At 71.0% G+C, this 24,353-nt stretch carries 21 protein-coding genes; 9 read left to right on the top strand and 12 right to left on the bottom strand.

What is annotated here, in order from left to right; all coding sequences use genetic code 11:
- The first annotated feature begins 29 nt into the window (after window positions 1-29).
- The 4 genes from TA3x_RS19530 to mobA all read left to right on the top strand — a co-directional run bounded on the left by TA3x_RS19530 (window position 30) and on the right by mobA (window position 2,749).
- Window positions 30-998, top strand: coding sequence for an NAD-dependent epimerase/dehydratase family protein (locus tag TA3x_RS19530; protein WP_435016341.1), 969 nt, complete (start codon window positions 30-32; stop codon window positions 996-998).
- 37 nt (window positions 999-1,035) lie between these two features.
- The gene (locus tag TA3x_RS19535) at window positions 1,036-1,503 is read left to right on the top strand and encodes an SMI1/KNR4 family protein (RefSeq protein ID WP_435016342.1); all 468 of its coding nucleotides are present in this window, start codon (window positions 1,036-1,038) and stop codon (window positions 1,501-1,503) included.
- A gap of 79 nt (window positions 1,504-1,582) precedes the next feature.
- Window positions 1,583-2,110 (top strand): ChuX/HutX family heme-like substrate-binding protein, encoded by a 528-nt coding sequence (locus TA3x_RS19540; protein ID WP_435016343.1) that lies wholly within the window; start codon window positions 1,583-1,585, stop codon window positions 2,108-2,110.
- A gap of 3 nt (window positions 2,111-2,113) precedes the next feature.
- Entirely contained in the window at window positions 2,114-2,749 is a 636-nt protein-coding gene (gene mobA / locus TA3x_RS19545) for a molybdenum cofactor guanylyltransferase (RefSeq protein ID WP_435016344.1), read from the top strand.
- 85 nt (window positions 2,750-2,834) lie between these two features.
- Here the strand turns inward: mobA and TA3x_RS19550 are convergent, their stop codons facing one another.
- From TA3x_RS19550 to TA3x_RS19565, 4 genes are all read right to left on the bottom strand, one after another.
- Window positions 2,835-4,940 (bottom strand): choice-of-anchor Q domain-containing protein, encoded by a 2,106-nt coding sequence (locus TA3x_RS19550; protein ID WP_435016345.1) that lies wholly within the window; start codon window positions 4,938-4,940, stop codon window positions 2,835-2,837.
- 158 nt (window positions 4,941-5,098) lie between these two features.
- The gene (locus TA3x_RS19555) at window positions 5,099-5,320 is read right to left on the bottom strand and encodes a Trm112 family protein (RefSeq protein ID WP_435016346.1); all 222 of its coding nucleotides are present in this window, start codon (window positions 5,318-5,320) and stop codon (window positions 5,099-5,101) included.
- Between the two features lie 148 nt (window positions 5,321-5,468).
- Window positions 5,469-5,891: a Mov34/MPN/PAD-1 family protein gene (locus tag TA3x_RS19560; protein WP_435016347.1), complete on the bottom strand. Its 423-nt coding sequence runs from the start codon at window positions 5,889-5,891 to the stop codon at window positions 5,469-5,471.
- Window positions 5,892-6,048: 157 nt separating this feature from the next.
- Window positions 6,049-7,140 (bottom strand): hypothetical protein, encoded by a 1,092-nt coding sequence (locus TA3x_RS19565; RefSeq protein WP_435016348.1) that lies wholly within the window; start codon window positions 7,138-7,140, stop codon window positions 6,049-6,051.
- Window positions 7,141-7,381: 241 nt separating this feature from the next.
- On the opposite strand from TA3x_RS19565, the gene TA3x_RS19570 reads away from it, so the two are divergent.
- Both TA3x_RS19570 and TA3x_RS19575 read left to right on the top strand, forming a co-directional pair.
- Complete coding sequence (locus tag TA3x_RS19570) at window positions 7,382-7,951, top strand: hypothetical protein (RefSeq protein ID WP_435016349.1); 570 nt, start codon at window positions 7,382-7,384, stop codon at window positions 7,949-7,951.
- Window positions 7,948-8,478 carry a hypothetical protein gene (locus TA3x_RS19575; RefSeq protein ID WP_435016350.1) on the top strand — a complete coding sequence of 177 codons (531 nt, stop codon included), beginning with the start codon at window positions 7,948-7,950 and terminating at the stop codon, window positions 8,476-8,478. Before TA3x_RS19570 ends, TA3x_RS19575 begins: the two co-directional genes overlap by 4 nt.
- 4 nt (window positions 8,479-8,482) lie before the next feature.
- On the opposite strand, the gene TA3x_RS19580 is transcribed toward TA3x_RS19575, so the two are convergent.
- From TA3x_RS19580 to TA3x_RS19595, 4 genes are all read right to left on the bottom strand, one after another.
- On the bottom strand, window positions 8,483-10,042 hold the full coding sequence (locus tag TA3x_RS19580) for an MFS transporter (RefSeq protein ID WP_435016351.1): 1,560 nt from the start codon (window positions 10,040-10,042) through the stop codon (window positions 8,483-8,485).
- The gene (locus TA3x_RS19585) at window positions 10,039-11,559 is read right to left on the bottom strand and encodes an efflux RND transporter periplasmic adaptor subunit (RefSeq protein ID WP_435016352.1); all 1,521 of its coding nucleotides are present in this window, start codon (window positions 11,557-11,559) and stop codon (window positions 10,039-10,041) included. Before TA3x_RS19585 ends, TA3x_RS19580 begins: the two co-directional genes overlap by 4 nt.
- Before the next feature lie 72 nt (window positions 11,560-11,631).
- Complete coding sequence (locus TA3x_RS19590; protein ID WP_435016353.1) at window positions 11,632-14,436, bottom strand: PAS domain S-box protein; 2,805 nt, start codon at window positions 14,434-14,436, stop codon at window positions 11,632-11,634.
- Between the two features lie 391 nt (window positions 14,437-14,827).
- Window positions 14,828-15,775: a choice-of-anchor A family protein gene (locus tag TA3x_RS19595; protein ID WP_435016354.1), complete on the bottom strand. Its 948-nt coding sequence runs from the start codon at window positions 15,773-15,775 to the stop codon at window positions 14,828-14,830.
- 409 nt (window positions 15,776-16,184) lie between these two features.
- Between TA3x_RS19595 and xseA the strand changes: the two genes are divergently transcribed.
- Genes xseA through TA3x_RS19610 form a run of 3 tightly spaced genes read left to right on the top strand, consistent with a single transcriptional unit; the run spans window position 16,185 to window position 18,648 of the window.
- Window positions 16,185-17,984 carry an exodeoxyribonuclease VII large subunit gene (gene xseA, locus TA3x_RS19600; RefSeq protein ID WP_435016355.1) on the top strand — a complete coding sequence of 600 codons (1,800 nt, stop codon included), beginning with the start codon at window positions 16,185-16,187 and terminating at the stop codon, window positions 17,982-17,984.
- Entirely contained in the window at window positions 17,981-18,253 is a 273-nt protein-coding gene (gene xseB / locus TA3x_RS19605) for an exodeoxyribonuclease VII small subunit (protein ID WP_435016356.1), read from the top strand. Before xseA ends, xseB begins: the two co-directional genes overlap by 4 nt.
- A 23-nt stretch (window positions 18,254-18,276) precedes the next feature.
- On the top strand, window positions 18,277-18,648 hold the full coding sequence (locus tag TA3x_RS19610; RefSeq protein WP_435016357.1) for a hypothetical protein: 372 nt from the start codon (window positions 18,277-18,279) through the stop codon (window positions 18,646-18,648).
- Window positions 18,649-18,745: 97 nt separating this feature from the next.
- Here TA3x_RS19610 and TA3x_RS19615 read toward each other — a convergent pair whose 3' ends face one another.
- The 4 genes from TA3x_RS19615 to TA3x_RS19630 form a co-directional block, all read right to left on the bottom strand.
- Window positions 18,746-19,036, bottom strand: coding sequence for a hypothetical protein (locus TA3x_RS19615; RefSeq protein WP_435016358.1), 291 nt, complete (start codon window positions 19,034-19,036; stop codon window positions 18,746-18,748).
- A gap of 64 nt (window positions 19,037-19,100) precedes the next feature.
- Entirely contained in the window at window positions 19,101-19,781 is a 681-nt protein-coding gene (locus tag TA3x_RS19620; RefSeq protein WP_435016359.1) for a hypothetical protein, read from the bottom strand.
- 634 nt (window positions 19,782-20,415) lie between these two features.
- Complete coding sequence (locus TA3x_RS19625; protein WP_435016360.1) at window positions 20,416-20,946, bottom strand: hypothetical protein; 531 nt, start codon at window positions 20,944-20,946, stop codon at window positions 20,416-20,418.
- 302 nt (window positions 20,947-21,248) lie between these two features.
- On the bottom strand, window positions 21,249-24,347 hold the full coding sequence (locus tag TA3x_RS19630) for an efflux RND transporter permease subunit (RefSeq protein WP_435016361.1): 3,099 nt from the start codon (window positions 24,345-24,347) through the stop codon (window positions 21,249-21,251).
- Window positions 24,348-24,353: the final 6 nt, after the last annotated feature.

The raw sequence follows: 24,353 nt of genomic DNA on the forward strand, positions 1-24,353 counted from the left end.
GCCCGCCGACCGAACCCGAAGGGTCTCCCATGCATTATCTGATCACCGGCGGCGCGGGGTTCATCGGCAGCCACCTGGCCGACCGCCTGCTGGCCGACGGCCATCGCGTCCTGGTGCTCGACGACCTGAGCACCGGCCGGTACGAGAACGTGGCCCATCTGGAGGGGAGGCCCGGCTTCGAGCTGCGGGTGGCCAGCGTGATCGACCCGGCCATCGTCGAGCGGTGCGTGGTCGAGAGCGAGGCGGTGTTCCACCTGGCCAGCGCCGTGGGGGTGCGGCTGGTGGTGGACCAGCCGGTCAAGACGATCGAGACGATCGTGGGCGGCACCGACACCGTGCTCCGGTCGTGCGCCCGCTATCGCCGCCCGGTGCTGCTGACCTCCACCAGCGAGGTCTACGGCAAGAGCGAGAAGATCCCGTTCGCCGAGGGCGACGACTGCGTGATCGGGCCGACCAACACCCGCCGCTGGGCCTACGCCTGCGCCAAGGCCCTGGACGAGTTCCTGGCCATGGCCCACTGGAACGAGACCCGGCTGCCGGTGGTGATCGCCCGCCTGTTCAACACCGTCGGCCCCCGCCAGACCGGCCAGTACGGGATGGTGATCCCCCGGTTCCTCGCGCAAGGGCTGGCCGGGGAGCCCTTGACCGTGTACGGCGACGGCCGGCAGACCCGCTGCTTCGCCCACGTCGCCGACGTGGTCGGGGCCTTAATCGCCCTGATGGGCCGGCCCGAGGCCCGGGGCAACGTCTACAACATCGGCAATGATGAGGAGGTGACGATCCTCCAGCTCGCCGAGCGGGTCCGGGCCCTCACCGGCGACCGCAGCCCGATCCGGATGGTCCCCTACGGAGAGGCCTATGCCGCCGGCTTCGAGGACATGGTCCGCCGCGTCCCCGACCTGGGCAAGATCCGCCGCCTGATCGACTACCGGCCGACGCGGAAGCTCGACCAGATCCTCGCCGACGTCCTGGACGATTTCCGGGGCCCGCCCCGCTGAACTCCTTCCGCCGTGACCCCGCGGGAGCCTCCGCCCGATGCCCGACGACCTCCGATCGATCTGGGAAGAGGATGAGTGGGACGACCCCGCCCCCGCGGTGAGCGCCGAGCGGGTCCGGGAGTGGGAGCAGGAGTTCGGCGTCCGACTGCCGGCGACCCTCGCCCGGATGCTGATGATCCGGAACGGGGGCGTGGTCCGGGGCACCGATGGGCTGCTCGGCATCGAGCCGCTGGAACGCTTCGAGCCGCTCTCCCTGCCCGAATGGGACCACCTCTTCCGCGACGACAACGACCGGGACGCCGACACCGGGGAGCCGATCTACCGCATCGGCGATCCGGGGCAGGTCTTGCGGATCGGGAATCTCGATGCGAGCCACCTGCTGCTCGACTACAACGCGGGGGAGGAGCCGAGGATCCTCTGGATCGCCGAGGACGATATCGACCTCGACGAGGAGCCCGAGACCTTCGACGAGCTGATCCGGCGGGTCATCGACCCGGGCGATTGACCCCGCAGGGCTCGCCGCCCGGGGCCTCGCTCGGTTATCCTGGATTCCGACAAACCTGGAGATGGCCCTGGAGACGGACATGGAAACGAACGTGGCGACGGATGCCGATGTCTTCGAGCAGATCCGCGAGCAGTTCCGCGCCGACCCCTCGCGGATGACCATGATGGCGGCGCGGAAGTTCGGCGTCCCCGAGCGGGATGTGGTCGAGGCGCTGGTCGGCATCCTGCCGATCGTCCGGCTCGACGCCGGTCGGTTCCGCGAGCTGGTCGAGTCGTTCCCCGCCCTGGGGACGATGCGGGTCTTCGTCCGGAGCCGGGCGGCGGTGATCGAGTCGGTCGGGGAGTTCGGCGGGTTCAGCGACCAGGGGCCGTTCTTCAACGTCCAGACCGACACCCTGGACATGCACATCCTCCACGAGGAGATCGGGTCGATCTACTCGGTCCGCAAGATCGGCCACGACTCGACCTGGGCGACCCACTCGTTCCAGTTCTTCGACCGGGCCGGCGACGCCGCCTTCAAGGCCTTCCTCTGGGAAGACTTCCCCGACGTCCCCGCCGCGCGGATCGCCGGGTTCGACGAACTCACCGCCCGCTTCGCCGCCCCCTGACCCATGAGCATCGGCGGGGTCATCCTCTGCGGCGGCCGGGCCCGGCGGATGGGGAACGACAAGGCCAGCCTCCGGTTCGGCCCCGAGATGTTGCTCCAGAGGGTCGTCCGCCTGGTCGCCGCGTCGGCCGGGCCGATCGTGGTGGTCGCCGCCGCCGCCCAGGATCTGCCCCCGCTGCCTCGCGGTGTCCGGGTCGTCCGCGACCCCGTCCCCGACCTCGGCCCTTTGCCGGGCCTGGCGGCGGGATGCCGGGCCCTGCCGCCCGAAACCTCCCTGGCCTATGCCACCGGCACCGACGCCCCGTTCCTCCATCCGGGCTGGATCGAGCATCTGGCCGCCCTGATCGGCGACCGCGACGCGGCGGTCGTCCATGCCGGCGGCTTCCCGCACCCCCTGGCCGCCCTGTATCGGGTCGCGGCCGTGTTGCCGGCCATGGATGGGTTGATGAGGGAAGGCCGGTCGCGGCTCCGGGACATAATCGACGTCCTCGACACCCTGAAGCTGCCCGCCGAGGCGATGCGAGAGGTCGACCCGGACCTCGCCACGCTCCGCAACCTCAACACTCCCGAGGACTACCGCGAGGCGGAGGCCGAGGCGGGATTCGGCCCGGCCGGCCGTACTGACGGTCCCATCCCCTGATGCGGGGCCGGCGGCCGGACCCTGCTGCTGGCCTCCCGATGCGGCGAGGCGGCCCGCCCTGGGCTCCCGGACCTATCGGGGCGGGTCAGCGACGGCCCGCCTTCGCCGGCTCGCGGAAGGTCGCGACGAAATCGCCGCCGGGCCGGCCGTCGCCATCGCCGTCGAGGAGATGGCCGGCCGCGTCGGCGATCCCGCCCGGGGGCATGCCGTTGAGCGTGAGCCGGAACCGACCGCGGAGGATGAGCCGGGCCGGGGGCCGGAGCGTGACCGTGGCCGTGGCTTGGTCGTAATCCGCCGACCGGATCCGGATCCGGAGATCGTCGCGGGTGCCGAACCGGCCGTCGCGGCCGGGGCCGACCAGGCGATAGTTGGCCAGGTCGGAGGCGCGGGCCGGGTCCAGCGGCTCGCCGAAGGCGAGGGTCAGGGAGGCGTTCCGCCGGCCGAAGTTCGATCGCCGGAAGCCCACGACAGCCGGGCCGATCCGGTCGGGTCGGGGGCCCACGCCGGGGTCGGTCCGGTTGGTCAGCCGGAACGGGATGCCGGCCGCCCCGGAGGTGCCGGCGAAGACGGCGTAGGACCCGGCGATCCCGTTGGCCACGGCCTGGACCGCCGCCCGGCCGTCCGCGTCGATCGTCTCGGTGCCCACGGTCCCGGCAATCGAGGCGCCGGCACTCGGGGCGGCGAAGTTGACCCGGCCGCCGGCCACCGGCTCGCCGAACGGGCTGGTGACGGTCACGGCGAGCGGCCGGGCGAACGTGGAACCGACCGTGGCGGACTGGTCGTCCCCCTCCTGGATGGCGATGACGAAGCCGCGCGACTCGAAGGCGCCGATGTCCGGGGCGGAGCCCTGCGGGCGGGCGACCCCCCGCTGGTCCGTGCCCGGATCGGCCGAGGCGGCCCCGGCGTCGATGGCCGGGCTGCCCGGGACCGGGGCGTGGGTCCAGGTCGGGCCGCCGAAGTCGCCCAGGGGGGAGAGGATGGGGTCGGTGTTCACCAGGTCGGTCGGGTCGAGGGGGACTTCGGGGGCGTCGGTGAACAGGTTGTGGCCCAGCGAGGTCACCCGGCCGTTCATGTTGAACACGTTGCGGCCGAAGCTGGGGACGGACTCGAAGTAGTTGGCCAGGATGGTCGAGCCGATGGCTATCCGGCCGGTCTCGGCGTTGTAGATCCCGTCGCCCGGCCCATTCGTCAGTCGCCCGCCGGCAAAGTTGCCCACGAGGGTGGAGCTGGTGACCGTCAGCAGGCCCCCGTTGTCGATCGCGCCTCCCCGGCCCGTCGAGCCATATCCACTCGTGACGTTGGACGAGTTGCGGCTGAACGTGGAAGTGGTGATCGTCGCCGTGCCCGCGTTGGCGATCCCGCCGCCGTTGCTGGACCCGCCGAAACTCTCGTTGTTGCTGAGGGTGGAGCGGATGACCGTCAGCGTGCCCAGGTTTTCGATCCCACCGCCCGCGCCGGGGCGGAAGAAGAACTGGCCCCCGCCGTTGGCCGAGTTGCGGTCGATCGTGGTGTCGGCGATCGTCATCGTGCCCGAGTTGGCGATCCCGCCGCCCGAGGCCGCCCCGGAGGGCGTCGGCTTCAAATCCTCGCCATTGCTCCCGTTGGCCCGATTGCCTTCGATCCGGGCATTCTCGATCGTCATCGTGCCCGCGTTGTTGATCCCACCGCCCCGGCCATCGCCCGCCCTGATCCCGCCGCCGGGATCGGGGGCCGCCCGTCCCTGGGCCTGATTCCCGGAGACGGTGGCGTCGGCGAGCCGGAGGGTGCCCGCGTTGTCGATGCCGCCGCCGGTCTCGGCCTGGCCGCCGGAGATGGTCAGGCCGGTGATCTCCACCCGGGCGAACGCCGTCACGGTGAAGATGCGGAAGGGGGAGGGCCCCGCCCCGATGCCGCGGGTCACGGTCAAATTCCGCGAGCCCGGGCCGGCCATGGCGATGTCGGTGGACAGGTCCGGCAGGGCGGAGGCCAGGCCGATCTCCCCGACGACCGACGGGGCGAACGCGATCGTGTCCCCGCCCGGGTCGAGGTTGGCCCGCTCGATGGCGTCGCGCAGGGTGCCGGGTCCGGCGTCGCCGGTGCTGGTCACCAGCAAGGTCGCCGGCACGGCCCGCCCTTCCAGGGGCTCCGGACGCGGCGCCAGGCCGAACGCCCGGCGGATCCCCCGGCGATTCCCGTTCGCGTCGCGTCGCATGCCACCCCCGGAGCGCACGGGCCCGTTCGCGTCGGGGCCACGGCGTCCCCACGACCTCCTGAAGTTTACAGGATGGATCGCGGGGTGGCATGGAGACGATGAAATTCTTCGATCCCGGGCATGGGACCGGCGATGCCTCGGGCGGTCGGTCGGCCGGATCAGGCCGGGTTGGATCCGGCGTCGGCCTTGGCGCAGGCCAGGTCATCCAGGCTGGCGACGCCGGGGGGGAGTTCGGCCTCCTCGACGATCATGTTGGGGATGTCGTCGTTGATGGCGAACTTGAGCCCGCAGCGGGTGCAGATCAGCGCGTCCCCCTCGCGGCGGAGCGGGGCGTGGCCCATCGGGCAGACCAGAAGCGACAGGAAATGATCGCTCACCATCGGCGTCTCGGCCCCTCGTCGTTCGGTCGTCCCGGCCCGCCCATCCCGGTCGGGGCGGCGCGGGCGGGGGGATCTGTGGCCCCGGGAAAGCCCCATTATGGGGGGATTTGCGTCCCGTTGAAAGCCGAATTCGCCGCCCCCGCCCGGATCAGCGGGCCGTGCCGTCCTCGACGATCCGCCAGGGCAGTTCTTCGTAGGTCTCCGGGTCGAGCCGCCAGGTCCGGACCTCGGGGGTCGGGCCCAGCAGGGAGACGATGATCCGGGGGACCGGGCCGTAGTGGTTCTCGCGCAGGTCGGTCTTGCTGGGCACGGCGGCCCAGCGCGGGTGCGAGTGGTAGATGGCCAGGATCTCCGCCCCCCGGGCGCGGAGCGACTGCACCGCCTCGATCAGGTCCTTGGGGTCGGCGTCGTACCGGGTCTCGCTGGCCGACGCGTTCCGCATCGGGTGGAACGACGAGACCAGGGAGTCGACCCCGCCCAGCAGCCCGCAGCATTCCAGGGGGGCCTCGCGGACGCAGTGGCCCACCATCGCGTCGTGGATTTCGCGGGGGATCGCGAGGGTCGGGGGCATGGCGGACTCATCCGGGGGCATCGGGCGTGCGGGACGTTCGCCCCGGGCGTGGCCGGGCCGACGGTCGGCCGATCGGGCGCGGACCTGCCCCCATCCTAACCGGATTGTCAAAGAACGTCCGCCGCACCCGGCCCGTTCGGGGCCCGGGCCTCGGGGTTCAGGCCGGTCCCCGGGCACCTCCCCAGGCCATCGCCATGCCTGGAGCGGCGACGGCGGGCATCGGGGCCCCGGTCGTTGGGTTCGTTTCGAAAGGACGCGGCGCCGACGGCTTCGGCTTCGAGACGGGCTCCTCGCGCAGGAGGGTCGGGGAGGGGGACGCGGCCCGGGGACGCGGCTCCCGGGTCGGGGCGGGGGCCGGTGCCCCATCGGCGGCGGCCTGCTTCTCGACCTCGTGGAACTCGCGGAGCGCCCGGAACAGCCCGCGCTCGGCGGCGGCCTCGTACCGGCGGGCGAGCTGCCCCTCTTTCGACGCGTCGAACAGGGCCCGCTCGGACGCCTCGGCGCGGTCGTTGGCTTCGTTTTCGTCGTCCACGATCGCGCGGAGTTCGCCGAGGGCCTGGACCTCGGCGTCGATCAGCAGGGCCAGTTCCGCCCGCGCCCACGCCTTGCGATCCTTCCGATCCAGGCCGGCGCCCTGATCGTCGGTCAGCCCCGAGAAGTCGCCCCCCGCCGCGCGGGCCAGCGGGCCGAACGGGGTGGGCGGGTGCATCCCGACGAAGCGCCCGAGCAGGTGTTCGACCCGGTCGACGTGCGCCTCGGTCCAGCGCACCCGGCGGGGCAGGGAGAGGTCGCCGCGGATCCGGAGCCAGGCGGAGATCACCCAGTCGACCCCCTCGGGCAACTCCAGGAGGCGCGGGATGGCGCGGGTCGGGTCGGCGTCCAGGGTCGCGGCGATGGCGTCGACCTCGGCGCGGCGGGCGTCGTCGCGGGCCTTGCCGGCGTCGCGGACCCGCCGGGCGGTGGCCGCCTCATCGTGCCGCTCGCACCGTTCGAGGCGCCGGGACAGGACGGCAACCCGGCGGAGCAGCATCCGCCCCATCGCGCCCGAGGGCTTCAGCTCGGCCTCGAACTCCGCCGACAGGGCGTCGACCTCCTCGGCCTCGCCGGGGGGGAGGACGACGCCGGCCCCGGTCATCCCATGCTTGAGAGAGTTCCTGGACGAGGCCGCCTTCCCGGCCGGCGACCGGGGGCCGGTGCTCCGGCTCGCGTTGCGCACGTTCGCTGCCAGGCGGGCGGGGCTGCAGGGCATGGCTCGGGCTCCTCGGTGATCGTCGATGGTGGCGGACGACGCCGGAAGCCGGGGCCGTCGCCCGACATAATCTGAATTTCGAGGGGCCTTCATCACACTTTCTGGCCGGGTGCGGCGATTTTCCCCGGAAAGTCGCCGATTTGTCCCGGATGATCCCCCGCCGCCTTCCGGGCCGGGTGCCTTGAGTCGGCCCGGGCGGGGTGCTAGGCTGGCCCTGCCCGACACCCGTCGAGGACCGGCCATGCCCCCCCGCCGCTTCACCATCGCCGATGGGATGATCCTGGTTCCGGCCGCGGCGCTGGGGGCGCTAATGCTTCGCGCCTACCTCCCCGGCCATTATCGCCAACTCGCGATCGTCCCGACCCTGATCCCCGACCCGTGGGGGGCCTGGCGGGTGCATGCCTGGGTGCGCGGGCCGGGCTCCTGCTTCGTCGTGCCCGTGATGGCGGCGTTGATCGTCCTGCGGCTCCGGCCGCCCCGGCCGGGGCGGATCCGGTCCCAGCCCGGCTTCGTCGCCTGCCTGGCGGTGATGCTCGCGGTGCTGGTGGGGGTCGCCCGGGTCGCCACGATCTTCCATCGCCCGAGTTTTCATTCTGAGTCGGGATTCGAGCAGATCTGGGGGAGCGTCACCGCCCGGGCGAGCTGGGCCGTGATGGGAGCCTGGCTCGCCCTCCATCTTTCCGGGGATTGGGACGCCGAGCCTTCGTGGGTCGATCGTGCCGGCCGGTTGCTGGGCGTGTTCTGGATCGCCCCGATGCTGATGCTCCTCGGGGCCCAGTGGCTCGATCGGCTGGTGGAGTTGTGCTCATGACCCCCCGCCGCCGGGCCGAGTTCGCGATCCTGCTGACGTCGTTCGCGCTGGGCGTGGTCCTGGTGCGGTGGGCCGATGAGCAGTTGGGGCCGTTCACGATGCCGGGCGAGGGCTTCCGGTTCCCCGGGCGGCCGGCCTGGTACCTGGCGATGCTCGGGGGCTATCGCCGCCTCCAGAATGCGTGGATCTGGGCCTGCGTGGCCGCCACGATCGGGATGGCGGGGCTGGTGCTTTTGGATGAGCGGTGGCGCCGCCCCTGGCCGGCCGGGTCGATCCTGGTCGCCGTCGCCTTCCTGGTCGGGGGTTCCATGGCCGCGAGTTATGTCATGATCGCGCCGCCGATCTCCCGGCGGGCCGGGCTCTGCTCGGGGCTTCACGGCACGCTGGAAATCGTGGTGCCGGGGGCGGTCCTGGGGGCCTATGTCGGCACCCTGGGGCGGCCGATCGACTGGCGAGGCCGCCTGGTGGGCGGGATGTGGCTCGCGGAACTCGGGATGATGATCGCCTCCGGCCTGATTTTCGGCTGATCGGTCAGGCCGGGTCGGGGGCGGACCGCCGCCGGTCCAGGAGCAGGACGAGCGGGATCAGCGCCGCGGCGGCGACGCCGCACATCAGGAGGGTGTCGAAGTCGGCGAGCGACTGCGCCTGCCGCTGCCGGAGGTCGTCCAGCGACTTCAGGGCGAGCGTCCGGGCGGCGACCGGGTCGCCCGCCGCCGGCCCGGGGAGGAGCCGGGCGGCCGTGCGCCGGAGCAGGTCGACCACGGCCGGGTCCAGGACGCCGAGGTGGGCCTCGGTCAGCCGGCTCAGGCGCGATTGGAGGCCCCGCTCGCCGGCCACGGCGACCAGGCAGACCCCGAAACTCCCGCCCAGGTTGCGGAAGAAGTTGTAGACCGACGCGGCGTCGGCCCGCCGCCCGGGGTCGATCCCGCGGAGGGCGGCGGCGTTCACCGCGCTCAGGGTCAGGGTCATCCCGACGACGATCACCGCCCGGGGCCAGAGCACCTGGTCCGGCGCGATCAGGAGGTTGGCGGAGGAGAGCCACAGGGCGCCCCCGGCGATCGTCGCGAGCCCGGCGGCGGGCATCAGCCGGCCGCCCACCCCCCCGGCCGAGGCCGCCAGCGCCGGGACCAGCACGAGCAGGGCGAGGGCGGCCGGCGCGGCCAGCTCCGCGACGTTCCCCGCGGCGTAGCCCATCAGCCCGACGACCATCCGGGAGATCACGCTCAGCGACCCGATGTAGATGCCCGTGGTCGCGGCCCCCAGGGCGACGCAGGCGAGGAAGTGCCGGTCGCGCAGGAGGTCGAGCCGGAGGAGCGGGTCGGGGGCCCGCAGGGACCGGGCCGCGAACACCCCGAGCGCCGCCGCGGCGCCGGCCGACAGGGCGAGCACCGCCGGGGAGTCGGACCAGTCCCAGGCCTGCCCCTGGACCAGGACGACCTCCAGGCAGGCCAGCCCGGCGACCAGCAGGGCCGCGGCGATCCCGTCGAACCGGCCGGGGGCCGGGCGCCCGGGGGCGTCGTCCGGCAGCCAGCGGGAGCACACCGCCAGGGCGAGCACGCCGACCGGGACGCCGGCCAGGAACATCACGCGCCAGGAGGAGGCGTCGGTCAGCCACCCGCCGATCGCCGGGCCGAACGCCGGGCCGATCAGCAGGGCGATGCTGAAGGCGGCCGCGGGGTTCGGCCGCCCCGGCCTCGCCAGGTCCGCCAGGCTCGCCTGGGCCAGCGGCACGAGGATGCCGCCGAGCAGCCCCTGGAGCAGCCGCGCGGCGATCAGCGAGCCCAGGGAGTTGGCCATCCCGCACAGGGCCGTGGCCAGGATGAACCCGGCGATGCACCCGAGGCACGCCCCCCGTCGGCCGACCCGGTCGGCCAGGCGGGAGGCCAGGGGGGCCGCGACGACGCTGGCCGCCAGGTACGCGTTGACCACCCAGATCGCATCGCGCCGGGCCGCGCCGACCCCGCCGGCCACGTGGCGGGTGGAGGCGACCGGCAGGCTCACGGAGACCACCGCCAGGAGCGTCATCCCGGCCAGGGCGAGCACGGCCGCCATCCCCCTCCGGTCCGGCCCGCCCCCGGCCGGAGGGGTCATCGATCCCGGCCCGACTGGAGCCGGGCCCCGGCGTCGGGCCCGGTGGGGGTCTCCCGCACCCGGACCGCCGGCACCACGGACAGCCCGGCGGCGAGCGGGGCCTCCGGCGAGTTCGGTTCGGCGAGGTCCACCCGGACGGTCAGCCGCTGGACCACCTTGACGAAGTTCCCGGTGGCGTTCTCGGCGGGCAGGACCGCCAGGGCCGCGCCGGTCCCGGGCGCGAACCCGCTCACCCGGCCCCGGAACACCCGGCCCGGGTAGGCGTCGACCCGGAGGTCCACGGGGTGGCCGATCCGGATGGCGTCCAGCTGGGTCTCCTTGAAGTGGCAGTCCACCCAAACCTCGACGAGCGACCGGACGGCCATCGTCTGCTGGCCGGCCACGACGTGGTTGCCGGGGTTGACCGCCCGGCCGGCGACCACCCCGTCGATCTCGGCCCGGACCTCGCAGTAGCCCAGGTCCAGCTCGGCCAGGGCCAGCTCGCGGCGGGCCCGGGCGAGCCCGGCGCGGGCCTGCCGGACGGCCGGGGCGTCGGGCACGATCCGGGCGAAGATCCGGTCGACGTCCCCGGCCGCGTCCTGCTTGCGGAACTCGGCCAGGAACTGGGACGGCGTGGCCTCGCCGCCGGCCAGGGGGAGGCCGACCTTGGCGATGGTCTGGATCAGGTCGGCCAGCGCCTGGCGGACCCCGGAGAAGGTCTGGTCGAGGTCGGCCGGGACCTCGGCCGGGTCGCCGGAGGGCGGGTCGGGCGGGAGCCCGAGCGAGGCGCGGGCGACGCGCACCTCCTCGGCCGCCTGGCGGACCTGGGCCTCGGCCACCCTGGACGCGCTGGTGGCCTGGTCGAACTCCTCGCGGGAGGCCGCGTTCCTCCGGAGCAGCTCCTCGGTGCGGGCGAGCCCGATCCGGGCGAGGTCGCGCGATGCCTCCTTGCTCCGGAGGGCGGCCACGTCGGAGCGGAGGGAGGCCACCTGGTTGTTCACTCCCTCGATGGCCATCTGGAGCTTCCAGCGCTGGGCCCGGGCCAGGGCGAGGTCCCCCCGGACTCGGCTCTCGGCCGCCGCCAGGTCGGCCTCGGCCGTCTCCACGCCGGCCCGCTTCAGCTCGACCTGCTCCCGGTACGGCTCGCGGTCCAGCTCGATCAGGAGGTCACCCTTCCGGACCCGGGCGTTGTTGTCCACCAGCACCCGCGTGACCTGCCCGGCCACCCGGGGGGCGACGAGGGTGACGTGGCCATCCACGTAGGCATCGTCGGTCCTGACGGTGGAGAACCACTCGACGGCCCGGGGCCAGGCCCACCATGCCGCCGCGGCGCAGGCCAGGAGGCCGGCGGCCAGTCCGGCGGCGCGACCCCATTCCCGCCCGCTGGGGGGCGGGGCCGGGGACGCCGGCGACGCGAGCCCCGCCGATGCCGGCGCGTCCGGGGTGGTCGTTTCCTGGGCCGGCTGTGGTCGGGAGTCGTGGCTCAACCCTTCGGACTCGCGGGGGACCTGGAGCGTCGGGATGCCCGGGCGCCCCATCGTACCCCGCGCCGGGCCTCCGTCCCAGGAGGGCCGGCGTGAATTCGCCGGTTGGCCTCGCGCCGCGCCGCGTCATGCCGCCCCGAACTGGCCGAACGGTGCCGGATCCAGGCCGTCGGGGCGGCCGGGGGAGGGGGGGCCGACGGCGGGGAGAAGGGCCGACGGGTCGGGCGGAGGTGGGCCCGCTTCCGGGCCGGGGCGGTGCTGGGTGGTCCGGTCTCGCCCCATCCTCTTGGAGTGGTACAGCGCCTCGTCGGCCCGATCCACGAGGGACCAGGGATCATCCCCGGCGACGCCCGAGGTCGCCACGCCGAGGCTGACCGTGACCGGGCGATAGGGCCAGGGCTGGGACTTCACCGCCCGGCGGATCCGCTCGGCCACCTCCATCGCGCCGCCCGCCCCGGTCCCCGGCAGCAGGATCACGAACTCCTCGCCGCCGTAGCGCGCCGCCAGGTCGCCGTGGCGCAACTCCCCGACGATGGTCGAGGCGACGGCCCGGAGGACCCGGTCGCCGGCGGGGTGTCCGAAGGCGTCGTTGTATTGCTTGAACTGGTCGACGTCGGCCAGGAGGACCGACAGGGGCTCCCCCCGCGCCGAGGAGTTGGCATGGACCGCGGGGAGGGCGTTGTCGAAGTGGTGCCGGTTCTTCAGCCCGGTCAGGCCGTCGGTCGCGGCGACCTCGGCCAGGCGGTCGTTGGCGAGGGACAGCTCGCGGCGCTGTTCCTCCAGCTCCCGGTTCAGCCCGGTGGCGATGCGGAGCTGCTCGGCGACCAGCCGCTGGCTCCGGCGCAGCTCCTCCTCGACCATCAGGCGGGCGGCGAGGTCCATGCGATGTTCGATCTCGGTCATGACCGAGGCGGCCAGGGCGTCGAGGATCTCCAGGTCGACTTCCGACCACTGCCGGGGGGTGAAGTCGATCACGCAGAACGAGCCGAGCACGTTCCCGTCGGAGGTCGCCAGGGGCACCCCGGCGTAGGCGAGGACGCCCAATTCGGAGATCGCGAGGTTGCCGCTGACCCGGGGGTCGACCCGGGTGTCGGGGATCACCAGGGGGGCCGACGATCGGACGACCTCCCGGCAGATCGAGTGCGACAGGGGGGTCTGGCGGGCGGACGACCAGGGCTCCGGCAGCCCGCAGCTGCTCTTGAAGAACTGGCGGCGGTCGTCGACCAGCGACACCAGGGCCACCGGGGCCCGGAGGACCTTGCTGGCCAGGTGCACCAGCCGCTCGAACGCGTGCTCGACCTGGCTATCCAGCAGGCCCGTGCCCCGGAGGGCCGCCAGGCGGGCGGGGTCCAGCACCGGGTCGGGGAGGAGGGCCGGGGGCCGGGATTCCGGCCCGTCCGGCGGGGTCGGGGCGGCGGCCGGCGGCTCCTCCTCCGGCATGTCGTCCGCGATCAGGGCCAGGAAGACCGGGACGATGGCCGGGTCCAGGTGCGTCCCGGCCAGGGAGCGGAGGTGCTCCCGGGTGCGGGCGACGCTCCAGGCGGCGCGATACGGGCGGTCGTGGGTCAGGGCGTCCCAGATGTCCACAACAGCGAACACCCGGGCCGCCAGCGGGATCTCCTCCCCGGCCATCCCTCGCGGATAGCCCGTGCCGTCCCACCTCTCGTGGTGGTAGCGGGGGATGTCCAGCGCGGGTCGGAGGAACTTGATGGGCGCGAGCATCATGGCGGCGAGGTCGGGATGCCAGCGCATGACCTCCCATTCGTCCTCGGACAGGCCCCCCTGCTTCAGGAGGATGGAGTCGGGGATCCCCATCTTGCCGATGTCGTGGAGCAGCGCCCCGCGGCGCACGTGGACCAGCTCGGATTCCGGCATGCCGATGGCCATGGCCAGGCGGAGGGTCAGGTCGGTGACGCGTCGGCTGTGCCCCTCGGTCTCGTGGTCGCGCAGGTCCAGCGCCCGGGCCCAGCCGGCGATCGTCTCATCGTAGGCCTCCTGCAACTCGGCGTGGAGGGCGGCGGCCCGGGCCTCGGCCCGCTTTCGGGGCGTGACGTCCTCGATCTGGGCGACGAAGTGGGCCGGCCGGCCGGCCAGGTCGCGCGCCGCCGAGACGCTGATCCGGGCCCAGACGATCTCGCCCCCCTTGCGGAGCAGGCGCTTCTCCCTCTGGAACGAGCCGATCTCGCCGGTTAGGGTCCTCCCCATCAGCGAGATGTCGGCCTCGCGGTCGTCGGGGTGGGTGATCGACTGGAAGGTCAGGTCCAGGAGCTCCTCCTCGGTGTAGCCGAGGATCTCGCAGAGGGCCGAGTTGACCCGCGCCCAGCGGCCCCCGGGGTCGGCCAGGGCCATGCCGATGGCGGAGGCCTCGAAGGCCCCCCGGAACAGCTCCTCGCCCAGGCGAAGTGCCTCTTCCATCCTCTTGCGTTCCGTGATGTCGGTGGAGATCCCGCAGAGCGCGTAGGGGATCCCGTCGGGGCCGATCAACGGGACCTTGACCGAGATGTAGGTGTGGATCCCGTCGGGATGCGGGGCGACCTCCTCGAGTTCGACGGGGCGGCCTCCCCGCAGGATCCTGATGTCGTTGTCCCGGAAGGCGTCGGCGACCTCGGCGGGGAAGATGTCGTGATCGGTCAGCCCCACGATCGACTCCTTCGTCACCCCGAAGAGCTCGGCCCACCGCCGATTGATGAGCCGGTAGCGGCCCTGCGGATCCTTGAGATAGACGATCGCCTTGGAGCTGTCGACGATCGTCCTGAGGATGTCCTCGCTCCGGCGGCGGGCCTCGTCGGCCGCCTCCGGCGATCCCCCCAGGGCGTACGGCGCCTGGATCGCGTACGAGGCTACGGCGCCGGGCAGGGCGTCCCCGGGAACGGCCCGGGCGATGCCGGCCTCGGCGGGTCGAATCGAGGCGGTCTGGGTCGGTATGACCATCGGCGTGTCCGCATCCGAGTAGCTCGTCGTAGGTCAATGTCCGACGGCCCATGATGGATCCCGAGGGGTGGCACGTCGGCCCGGCCCAAGGTCGATCGTGCAGAATCCGCGGCCTCCCCGGCACTCGGCCAGGATCGATCCGCGGCGGTCGGGTTGGACACGGCACCCGGCACCCGGCGGCTCATCTTCGAGCACCACCCCTCACCCATCGTGAGTGTCTCGCACACACGAGCCTAGGTCACGTTTCCGCCGGTGGGGGACGCCCCGCGGATTCCGCCCCGCCGGCCGCCGCGGGTCCCCGATCCTCGGCCGGCCTTCCCGGCGCGCAAGGCCGCCCCGGAGGCTCGCTCCGGGGCGGCGTGGGCGGCCGGTCGAACGGCGTCCGGGGCGATCAGGCGGCCTTCGGCGCCCGCCGCCGGGCATAGCCCAAGAGGCCGAGGACGCCCACCCCCACCATCGCGATCGAGGCGGGCTCGGGGACGGCCTGGGAGAACGGCTGCCCGGTGAAGTTCGGGAGGTGGACTTCCGTCGTCTGCGTGAAGTTCTTCACGAACAGCGAGCCCTCCTGGGTGTTGAAGCTGGTCAGCGTCGCCTTCGGCGCCAGGACGGCCCCGTAGAAGTTCTGCGAGGCGGTGATGTTGGTGGCCGACGCGAAGTTGAAGATGATGTTGGAGCGATTCTCCTTGAACCCGTCCAGGAAGTTGCCCTGGTTGAAGTTCACGGTCGTGCCCAGGACGTTGATCACGAAGGTCGTGGCGTTGTTGGCGATGAGCTTGTAGCTCTGCGAGAGCTGGCTGCTGAACAGCGAGGCGTCGACGCTGAAGACGGCCACGTTGTTGGCGCCGGCCACGGCGTTGAAGATCACCGGCCCGGGCTGGTTGTTCGGGGCCAGCGTCACCGTGCTGTTGGTGCTCAGGCCGGCATAGTAGGACGAATAGTTGGCGATCTCGGCCGCGGCCTGGCTGACCAGCCCCGATGCGGTCGCGGCGTTGATCCCGATCGAACCGCCGCCGGAGATCCCGAACACGTTGTTGGGGTTGGCGCTCAGCAGGGCGTTGCCGCCCTGGACCTTCAGGTCGTTCGGGTTCAGGTTGCCCGTGATCGTCCCGCCGACGACGAGCCCATAGCCCGGGGAGTTGGCCGGGAGCTTGAAGGCGAAGTTCGACGCGTTGGCCACGTTGACGTTGTTGACGATGGCCCGGCCTTCCACCTCGGACCCCGTGGTCAGGGTGCCGGTGACGACGAGGTTGTAGTCGTGGAGGAAGTCGGCGGAGGCGTGGGACTGGAGCGAGGCGGCGATGATGGCCGATGCGAGGACCCGGGAGAAAATCCGCTTCATCGAGTCTGAAACCCCTGAGGATGGCCCATCCTTGGCGGAGGCCGAGGATCTGACGGCGATCCTCCGGCGATCGGGATGCGATGGGACGCGTGCGGGGATCGCCGCGCGGCGACCCGGGCCGTGGCCGGCCCTCGACGCTCAGGTTTTCTACGTTGGCCGCGTGGATGGAGGGACGGATGATGTCGTTTTTCAACGGCCGGGATGGCTTTAATCAACCGGCCCACGCTCCGACTGGAGTGTGGTGCTTCTTATGGCATCGAATGCCATAATCGCCCAGGGGCCGCGGCCGCCGACCTGTCATCCTGTCCAGGAAATCGCGTTGACGGGCCGGGCCGGGTGTGATTGAGTGGCGGCCTCGGCCCAGGACGGGCCGGTCGAGAATCGCCGATCGAGCCAGGGACCCGGCCGGATGCCCATCGAAACCCGCATCGATCTCCACGTCCCGTTCGCCCAGAAGGACGACGCCAAGGCCCTGGGGGCCCGGTGGGACGGGGCCCGGCGGACCTGGTACGCCCCGCCCGGGACCGACCTCGAAGACTTCCGCCGCTGGATGCCCCCCGGTTTCGCCGCGGCCGAATCCGCCAAGGCCGAGGCCGAGGTGCCGGAGGAGGCCGAGGCGGGCGAGAAGGGGGTCGGGCTGTCGGAGCTGCTGGCCGGGGTCAAGCGGGTCATCGACCGGGGGATGCCGGCGGCGGCCTGGGTCCGGGCCGAGATCTCCGAGCTGAGGAGCAAGAACGGCCACGTCTACCTGACCCTCACCGAGCGCGACGAGCGCGGCGACGCCCTGGCCAACGCCAAGGGGATCCTCTGGAAGACCCGCGCGGCGGGCGTGGCCGAGAAGTTCGAGCGGGCGACCGGCGAGGGTCTGAAGCCGGACATCAAGATCCTCTGCCTGGCCCGGGTCCGGTTCGAGCCCCTGTTCGGGCTCGACCTGATCATCGAGGACGTCGACCCCTCCTACACCCTGGGCGACCTGGCGGCCAAGCTGGCGCGGATCCGCCGCCGGCTGGCCGACGAGCGGCTGATCGGCCTGAACCGGGCGCTGGCCCCGCCCGTCGAGTACGTCCGGGTGGCGGTCATCAGTCCGGAGACATCGGCCGGATTGGGCGACTTCCGCCGCGAGACCGACCGGCTCCAGGCGGCTGGGCTGTGCCTGTTCGCCTATCATGGCGCGACGTTTCAGGGCCCCGGCGCCCCGTCGTCGATCCGCACGGCGATCAACGAGGCATTGGCCGGGCATCGCCGCAACCCCTATGACGCCCTCGTCGTGATCCGGGGCGGGGGATCGGCCACCGACCTCGCCTGGCTCAACGACCTGGAGCTGGCCCGCCTGGTCTGCCAGGCGCCGATCCCGGTGCTGACCGGCATCGGCCACGAGCGCGACGGGACGATTCTGGACGAGGTCGCGCACCGCCGGTTCGACACCCCGTCCAAGGTCGCCCTGCACATCTCGCATTCGATCCGCGACAACGCCTTCGCCGCATTGGCGGCGGCCGGGCGGATCGAAACCGAGGTGGCCCGGATCCTGGCCCACGAGCGCGGGGCGATCGACGCCCAGGCGGGCCGGGTCGAGGCGGGGGCCGTGCAGATGGCCCGCCGGGCCGGGGACGAATCGCGGGCCCTCCGCGACGCGGCCCGGGCGTCGGCGCGATCGCTGGTGCGCGAGGCCGCGACCACGCTCGACCTCGGCCGATCCCGCCTGATCGAGCAGGCCGGCGACGCCCGCGACCGGGCCGAGGGGCTCGCCCTCCGCGCCTTCGAGTCGATCGCCCACCGCTCGCAGATCCGGGTCGAGGCCCTCCGGTCGGCGATCGCCCGGGTGGCCGACGCCGTGGCGATCCGGGCCCGCAATGCCTCCGAGGCCGCCCGCCGGGATGTCGACCACCAGCACGGGCGGCTCGAATGCGACGCGAAGCGGGCCGTCGAGCATGCGGCCGAGGCGTTGGAACGCGATCGGGATGCGATCGCCGAGGAGTCGCGATCCCGCGCCGAGGAGGCGCGGGAGGCGGTGGCGAACCTGGCGCGGATCGTGGTCGGGCTCGGTCCCCGGGCGACGCTCCTGCGGGGGTTCGCCCTGGCCCGCGACGGCTCCGATCGGCCGATCACCGGGCGCGACCAGGCGCGGACGCATCGCGCCTTCACGATCCAGTTCCGGGACGGGGCCATGCCCGTGACCAACCCGGACTTTCAGGAAAGGGATGCCGGATGAGCGACGAACTGGACGGGGCCAGCTTCAACAAGAACTACAAAATCCTCCGCGAGACCGCCGACTGGCTGTCCGGCCAGAAGGAGCCGGACATCGACCGGCTGGTCCCCCGGGTCGAGACGGCCATGAAGGCGTACCAGATCTGCAAGGACCGGCTGGACAAGGTCCAGGCCACCCTGGGACAGTACTTCGACCTGGCCGGCGAGGACGGCGGCGAGCCCGGCCGCCGGCCCCGGATCGCGCCGACCGCCGACGAGACCGAGGTCAACTGACGCCCGAGATCGGAACCTCTGCCATGCGATTCGCCCGCATCGTCTATCGAGTGGCCGCCATCACCGGCCTGATCGGGCTGATCCCGATGTATTTCCTGGAAGGGCGGGTCGGCCGCGACCAACCGCCCGCGATCACCCATCCCGAATATTATTACGGGTTCCTCGGGCTGGCGGTCGTCTGGCAGGTGGCCTTCCTGGCCATCGCCCGCGACCCGGCCCGGTATCGCCCTTTGATGCTGGTGAGCGTGCTGGAGAAGGCGTCGTTCTCCCTCCCGTCGCTGATCCTGTACGTCCAGGGCCGCATGGCGGGGGCGATGCTCATCCCCGTGTCGTTCGACATGGCCCTGGGCATCCTGTTCGCGATCGCCTATTTGAAGACGGCTCCTCGAATCTGAGGGTGATCGGTCAGGTCTCCCCACGGCCACCCGGCCGCAACCTCAAGCGATCCAATGGTTCGATTGGCAAATCTCACCCATCGGCGAGACGCTCCATCTATTTCGGCTCGGGCGGGTCGGGCTCGATGGGCAGCCAAGGGTAGCGGGCGGCCCGCTCGTACTTGGTAGCCAGGTCGATGTGATGAAGTTCCTTGTCTGATAAGTACAAGTCCGGGAACGCTCCCGTATTCGGATGGATTTTCGCATAGGCGAGCCTATGGAGGGTGGCCCGACGTCGGAACTCCGAGGAACGCCTGAGCAGGGACGCAGCCAGGGCGAACACCACGCTAGCCATCGCCACGGCGACCATCATCCGCCGCACAGTGAACCGCACGTGAGGCAACTTCATGCCGGGTCCTCAAGTGGCGAGGGGACGAGCGTGGCGATACTTCGCCGCTGGCGCACGGAGGGATTCATCGAGGTGCGAACCGAGGAGAGGGTTGCGCCGTGGTCGCCTGGTCGAGATCGCCGATCCAGGTGGGCGGTGATGACCGACTCCCCGGCCTCGCCCAGATTCGCCGCGATGCGATCGCCCCCGCCCACCCGGCCGCCAGGGCGAACAGGCAATGGCCGACCACGCGGAATGACTCGTGGTCGGCTGCCCCGGGTAGGAGGCTTCCCCACAATGGCGAGGAGGGGTTCGGGACAGTCTTGATGACCGTCCTCGTCCGCAGCCCTGGCGGTTCTGGGTTCAGGAAGGAATTCCCCCGATTCGCCCTCGCCGGCACGTAGTAGCTGACGGTGGATTTCACCGTTCGCGTCGGGGCCGCTTGCTGATGGGCGTAGAGCAGGAGTCGGGAAGTCGGCAGCCGGGCCAGGCCGGCCTCGGTGAGCACCAGGAAAGCGAGCGCGAAGTAGCCGCCGCCGAATGCGACGAAGCCCAATCTCCCGGCCCGCGGGGCATCCTTCCCGAAAAGGCCGCCGATGATGGCGAGGGCGAGAAGCAGCGTCGTGGCCGTGAGAAGCACATCGGCCAAGGGCTTGATCATCAGGAGCCTGCCTAGCCCGAGGTCGCCGGCCCTGCGGGTGGCGAGGCAGGCCATCGCCACGGCGAGGATGAGGCCCATCAGCGACCGGGTCGAGAAGCGTCGCATCGTGCACCCTTCACTGGAAAGGATTCCGGCGGGATTGGGCCAATGGATGTCAGACCCTTTGGAATGCCTCGTCGCAACTTCCGCCGTTCCAACCGGCCGACTGGCAAGTCTCGTTCATAAACCATCCGTGCCAACCTTCACCAGAGAAGGTCGTGCGAGCCTGGCTTTCCAGTGTGCCCGTTCACGGCGGGGATCATTAGCAGTCCGATGAGTGTGAAGATGGCAAAAACGACGACCAGTTCGCCCGTTGTTAATCGCTTGGCGAATGAAGCCGTGAGAGAGGTCAAGGAGGCGGCTGTAACGATCACGATCCCTAGCCGAAGATTTCCGGGCAACTGGAAGTGTGGGGTGAGCCATCCGAAGCGAGTGGCGATAATCATCGTTGCTACAAGCAGTAACCCTAAAGTTAAGCGAAGTCCGATGTGTACGGACGATAACCATGAGTGCTGATGCATGGCTTTTCCTCGGCGGCTCTTGAACCGCCTGTGTAGTTCGCCGATTGTCAACTCCCGTCGCGACTTCATTCGTTCTACATTCGATGTGACGTAAGTCTTGAACCGGTGGGCAAAACTCTAATGAATTCAGGAGGATATTCACCTGTAAGAGGAGTCGTAGGCTGGGTCGAGACCCAGCTTCAAGGCGTTTGCTGGGTCTCGACCCAGCCTACGACTGCTTGCTTTCGGCGTGTTATCAGCTTGGAAACGACCCCGCCGATCAGGGCCAGGACGAGTTGCGGGAAGGAGAAGATCAGGGCCAGGACGAAGATGCGGGCCGGCAAGTAGGGGAGATAGACTTCCCCATTTATCATGAGTCCTTTCGCCCCGGGGAGATGCCTGGAACTGTAGTCGGCCAGATGTTCGCCGGTCCATCTGAAGGCGTAAGATTGAGCCGAGGGGAAGGCGAGCATCCAGCCCACTTGGGCCAAAAGCCCAATCAGGCCGCCGTACAGGAATCCGACCGAAAACGGGCCTAGCCCGCCGGGAGTCGTCGCGCGGCGGTAGCCGAGGACTGACAAGAAGTTGATCATAACCCATGCGGTATTAATCGATGACTTGGCGAATTCCGTGCCGATCTGACTCGACAAGAACTTGTAGGCGCCCAGATTGACGGCGACCAACATGATCCAGAGCATCGCAACGGTGAGCGAGACTCGCGGCATTCGCATGGGATCTACCTCGGGATCGATTGTCGCATCTCACCGCTACTTCACCCGTTTCCCATTCGATTCGACGTAAGTCTTGAACCAGCGGATGATATCTTGAGGTTTTCGGGGGATATACGCCCGTGACACTTCCGACGAGTGTCGGAAGTGTCGATCTTCGTCGAGCCGAAGATCCTCGTCAACACGGGAGAGAAACGCTCGCATGTGAAAGGAATCCGAGGTCGCTTCCGCCCAGGGCCGGATGCCGGGGCGATGCTCGTCCCCGCGTCGTTCGACATGGCCCTGGGCGTCCTGTTCGCCCTCGCTTATGTGAGGACGGCCCCCGGGTCGGGCGACGCCGTCAACTCGTCCGGCCCTTCCCCGAACAGCAGGTAGAGGACGGGCAGGGCGAGCATGGTGAGGAAGGTGTCGCACGCCATGCCGAAGAAGACGACCGTGGCCAGGGGACGCTGGACCTCGGCGCCGATGCCGGTGGAGAGCATCATCGGCAGGAACCCGAGGGCGGCGACCGTGCCGGTCATCAGCACCGGACGGAGACGCGCCAGGCGGGCCGACTCGATGGCCTCGCGTTTCTCCATGCCGTGCGCGATGCGGTCGCGGATCGCCGAGACCAGGATCAGCCCTTCGAGCATCGACGCCCCGGCCAGGGCGACGAAGCCGACGCCGGCCGAGATCGTGAAGGGCAGGCCCATCACCCAGAGGCCGAACACACCGCCTACCCGCGCGAACAGGACGCCGCTGAAGATCATCAGGGCGTCCCGGATCGAGTGGAATGTGAGGTAGAGCAGGCTCAGGATCAATGCCAGGGCGAGGGGGACGACGATGAGGAGCCGGCGCTCGGCCCTTTGCATGTTCTCGAACTGGCCGCCCCAGCCGATCGTGTAGCCGGGTTCGAGCTTCACCCCCGAGGCGACACGTTCCTGGGCCTCCTCGACGAACGAGCCGATGTCGCGGCCCCGGATGTTGGCCTGGACCACGATCCGCCGCCGGCCCCACTCGCGCTGGATGGTGGAAGGGCCCTCGGCCTCGGCCAGCCGGGCGAGCTTGGTGAGGGGCAGGCGCTGGCCGGTCGCGGTCGGGATCAGGATCCGTTCCAGGGCCCGGGGGTCGTCGCGGTAGGACTCGGGGAGCCGGACCACCAGGGGGAACCGCCGGCCGGGCTCCTGGATCTCCCCGACGTTGATGCCGCCGGCCTCGGTGATGGTGTCGAGGACGTGGCGGGCCGGCACGCCGTAGCGCGACAGGGCCTCGCGGTCGACCTCGATCCGGAGCACGGGCAATCCGGTGATCTGCTCGGTCGAGACGTCGACCGCACCCCGGATCCCCTTGACGACCCGCTCGATCTCGGCGGCCTTGGCCTTCAGGATCTCCAGGTCTTCGCCGAACAGCTTGATGCCGAGGTCGGCACGGATGCCGGCGACCATCTCGTTGATGCGGAGTTCGATCGGCTGGCTGTAGACGGCCCGCATGCCGGGCAGGGTCTCGGTGATCTCGGCCATCGCGGCGACGAGCCCGTCCTGGGTCTTCGCCCTTTTCCAGGCCTCGCGGGGCTTGAGGGTGATGTACACGTCGGAGACCTCGAAGCCCATCGGGTCGGTGGCCACCTCGGCGGTGCCGGTCCGGGTCCAGATCTGGTCGATCTCGTCGGGGAACTCCCCCTTGAGGATGGCCTCGATCCGGGTGCCGTAGGCGATCGACTCCTCCAGGCTCACGCTGGCCAGCCGGATGGTGTTGATCACGATGGCCCCCTCGTTCAGCCGGGGCACGAACTCCGAGCCGAGCGTGGTCCCCAGGATCGTCGTCGCGACCGTGATCACGCCGACGAATCCGAGCGTCGCCTTCGGGAACCGGAGCCCGAGGTGCAGGAGCGGCTGGAACAGCCGGTGGGCCAGCCGATCGACCAGGGTCTCCTTCTCGGACGGCCTCCGGCCGAGCCCCAGCGACGCGAGCGCGGGCATGAGGGTCAGCGACAGGACCATCGAGCCGGCCAGGGCGAAGATGACCGTCAACGCCATCGGACGGAACAGCTTCCCCTCGACCCCCTGGAGGGTGAGGATCGGCAGGTACACGATCATGATGATCAGCTCGCCGAACATCGTCGGCTTGCGGACCTCGACGGCCGCATCCCGGATGATGTCGACCTTGCTCCGCCCCGTCCGGTCGTGGGCGAGGTGGCGGACGCAGTTCTCGACCATCACCACCGAGCTGTCGACGACCAGCCCGAAGTCGATCGCCCCCAGGCTCATCAGGCTCCCGGCGATGCCGACCCGCTCCATCATCGTGACGGCGAACAGCATCGACAGAGGGATGGCCGAGGCCACGATCAGCCCCGCCCGGAAGTTGCCCAGGAAGGCGAACAGGACCGCGATGACCAGCACGGCCCCCTCGAACAGGTTCCGCCGGACGGTGTGGAGCACCTGGTCGACGAGGTGGGTCCGCTCATAGGCCACGGTCACGTCCACGCCGGCCGGGAGGGATGCCTTCACCTCCTGCATCGCCCGGTCCAGGGCCATCGTCACGTCGCGCGAGTTCTCGCCCATCCGCATGAAGGCGAGGCCGAGGACGACCTCCCCCCGGCCGTTGGCGGTCACGCCGCCCCGTCGGATCATGTGGCCGACGCCGACCTCGGCCACGTCCTTGATCCGGATCGGCACGCCGTCGCGGGCGGTGACGACGATCTTGCCGATCTCGTCCAGGGTCCGGGCCCGGCCGACCCCCTGGATCAGGCTCGACTCGCCGGCGCGGACGACGTAGCCGCCGCCGACGTTCTTGTTGTTCTCGCGGAGCGCGAGGGTCACCTCGTCCAGGGTCAGCCGGTACTTGGCCAGCTTGGTCGGCTCGGCGCGGACCTCGAACTGCTTGGCCAGGCCGCCCCAGGAGTTGACCTCGGCCACGCCCGGCACGCGCCGGAGGCGGGGCCGGACCACCCAGTCTTCCAGAGACCGGAGTTCGGCGAGGTCGTAGACCCGGCTGGACAGGAAGTAGTGGTAGACCTCGCCCAGCCCGGTGGCGACCGGCCCCATGGTCGGGCGACCGGCCCCTTCCGGCAGTTGGGCCTCGCCGAGGCGTTCGTTGATCTGCTGGCGGGCGAAGTAGATGTCGGTGCCGTCCTCGAACAGGGCGACGACCTGGGAGAGCCCGAACTTCGAGATCGAGCGGACCTCTTCGAGCCCCTTCAGGCCGCCGAGGGCCTGCTCGATCGGGAAGGTGATCTGCCGCTCGACCTCCTCGGGGGCGAGTTCGGGGGCGACCGTGTTGATCTGGACCTGCACCGGGGTCGTGTCCGGGAAGGCGTCGAGCGGCAGCCGCAGGGCGGCCCGGACGCCCAGGGCGACCAGGATCCCGGCGAGCAGGAAGACGACGAACCGATTGCGCAGGCTGGACTGGATGAGGGCGTTGAGCATCGCGGG

Source organism: Tundrisphaera macrotermitis (assembly GCF_051175315.1).
Classification (GTDB): domain Bacteria; phylum Planctomycetota; class Planctomycetia; order Isosphaerales; family Isosphaeraceae; genus Tundrisphaera.

What these genes read in the sequence shown, in the direction of transcription:
- TA3x_RS19530 (WP_435016341.1), top strand. Translation starts at nt 30, where the DNA reads ATGCATTATCTGATCACCGGCGGCGCGGGGTTCATCGGCAGCCACCTG.
- TA3x_RS19535 (WP_435016342.1), top strand. Translation starts at nt 1,036, where the DNA reads ATGCCCGACGACCTCCGATCGATCTGGGAAGAGGATGAGTGGGACGAC.
- TA3x_RS19540 (WP_435016343.1), top strand. Translation starts at nt 1,583, where the DNA reads ATGGAAACGAACGTGGCGACGGATGCCGATGTCTTCGAGCAGATCCGC.
- mobA (WP_435016344.1), top strand. Translation starts at nt 2,114, where the DNA reads ATGAGCATCGGCGGGGTCATCCTCTGCGGCGGCCGGGCCCGGCGGATG.
- TA3x_RS19550 (WP_435016345.1), bottom strand. Translation starts at nt 4,940, where the DNA reads ATGCGACGCGACGCGAACGGGAATCGCCGGGGGATCCGCCGGGCGTTC.
- TA3x_RS19555 (WP_435016346.1), bottom strand. Translation starts at nt 5,320, where the DNA reads ATGGTGAGCGATCATTTCCTGTCGCTTCTGGTCTGCCCGATGGGCCAC.
- TA3x_RS19560 (WP_435016347.1), bottom strand. Translation starts at nt 5,891, where the DNA reads ATGCCCCCGACCCTCGCGATCCCCCGCGAAATCCACGACGCGATGGTG.
- TA3x_RS19565 (WP_435016348.1), bottom strand. Translation starts at nt 7,140, where the DNA reads ATGCCCTGCAGCCCCGCCCGCCTGGCAGCGAACGTGCGCAACGCGAGC.
- TA3x_RS19570 (WP_435016349.1), top strand. Translation starts at nt 7,382, where the DNA reads ATGCCCCCCCGCCGCTTCACCATCGCCGATGGGATGATCCTGGTTCCG.
- TA3x_RS19575 (WP_435016350.1), top strand. Translation starts at nt 7,948, where the DNA reads ATGACCCCCCGCCGCCGGGCCGAGTTCGCGATCCTGCTGACGTCGTTC.
- TA3x_RS19580 (WP_435016351.1), bottom strand. Translation starts at nt 10,042, where the DNA reads ATGACCCCTCCGGCCGGGGGCGGGCCGGACCGGAGGGGGATGGCGGCC.
- TA3x_RS19585 (WP_435016352.1), bottom strand. Translation starts at nt 11,559, where the DNA reads ATGGGGCGCCCGGGCATCCCGACGCTCCAGGTCCCCCGCGAGTCCGAA.
- TA3x_RS19590 (WP_435016353.1), bottom strand. Translation starts at nt 14,436, where the DNA reads ATGGTCATACCGACCCAGACCGCCTCGATTCGACCCGCCGAGGCCGGC.
- TA3x_RS19595 (WP_435016354.1), bottom strand. Translation starts at nt 15,775, where the DNA reads ATGAAGCGGATTTTCTCCCGGGTCCTCGCATCGGCCATCATCGCCGCC.
- xseA (WP_435016355.1), top strand. Translation starts at nt 16,185, where the DNA reads ATGCCCATCGAAACCCGCATCGATCTCCACGTCCCGTTCGCCCAGAAG.
- xseB (WP_435016356.1), top strand. Translation starts at nt 17,981, where the DNA reads ATGAGCGACGAACTGGACGGGGCCAGCTTCAACAAGAACTACAAAATC.
- TA3x_RS19610 (WP_435016357.1), top strand. Translation starts at nt 18,277, where the DNA reads ATGCGATTCGCCCGCATCGTCTATCGAGTGGCCGCCATCACCGGCCTG.
- TA3x_RS19615 (WP_435016358.1), bottom strand. Translation starts at nt 19,036, where the DNA reads ATGAAGTTGCCTCACGTGCGGTTCACTGTGCGGCGGATGATGGTCGCC.
- TA3x_RS19620 (WP_435016359.1), bottom strand. Translation starts at nt 19,781, where the DNA reads ATGCGACGCTTCTCGACCCGGTCGCTGATGGGCCTCATCCTCGCCGTG.
- TA3x_RS19625 (WP_435016360.1), bottom strand. Translation starts at nt 20,946, where the DNA reads ATGCGAATGCCGCGAGTCTCGCTCACCGTTGCGATGCTCTGGATCATG.
- TA3x_RS19630 (WP_435016361.1), bottom strand. Translation starts at nt 24,347, where the DNA reads ATGCTCAACGCCCTCATCCAGTCCAGCCTGCGCAATCGGTTCGTCGTC.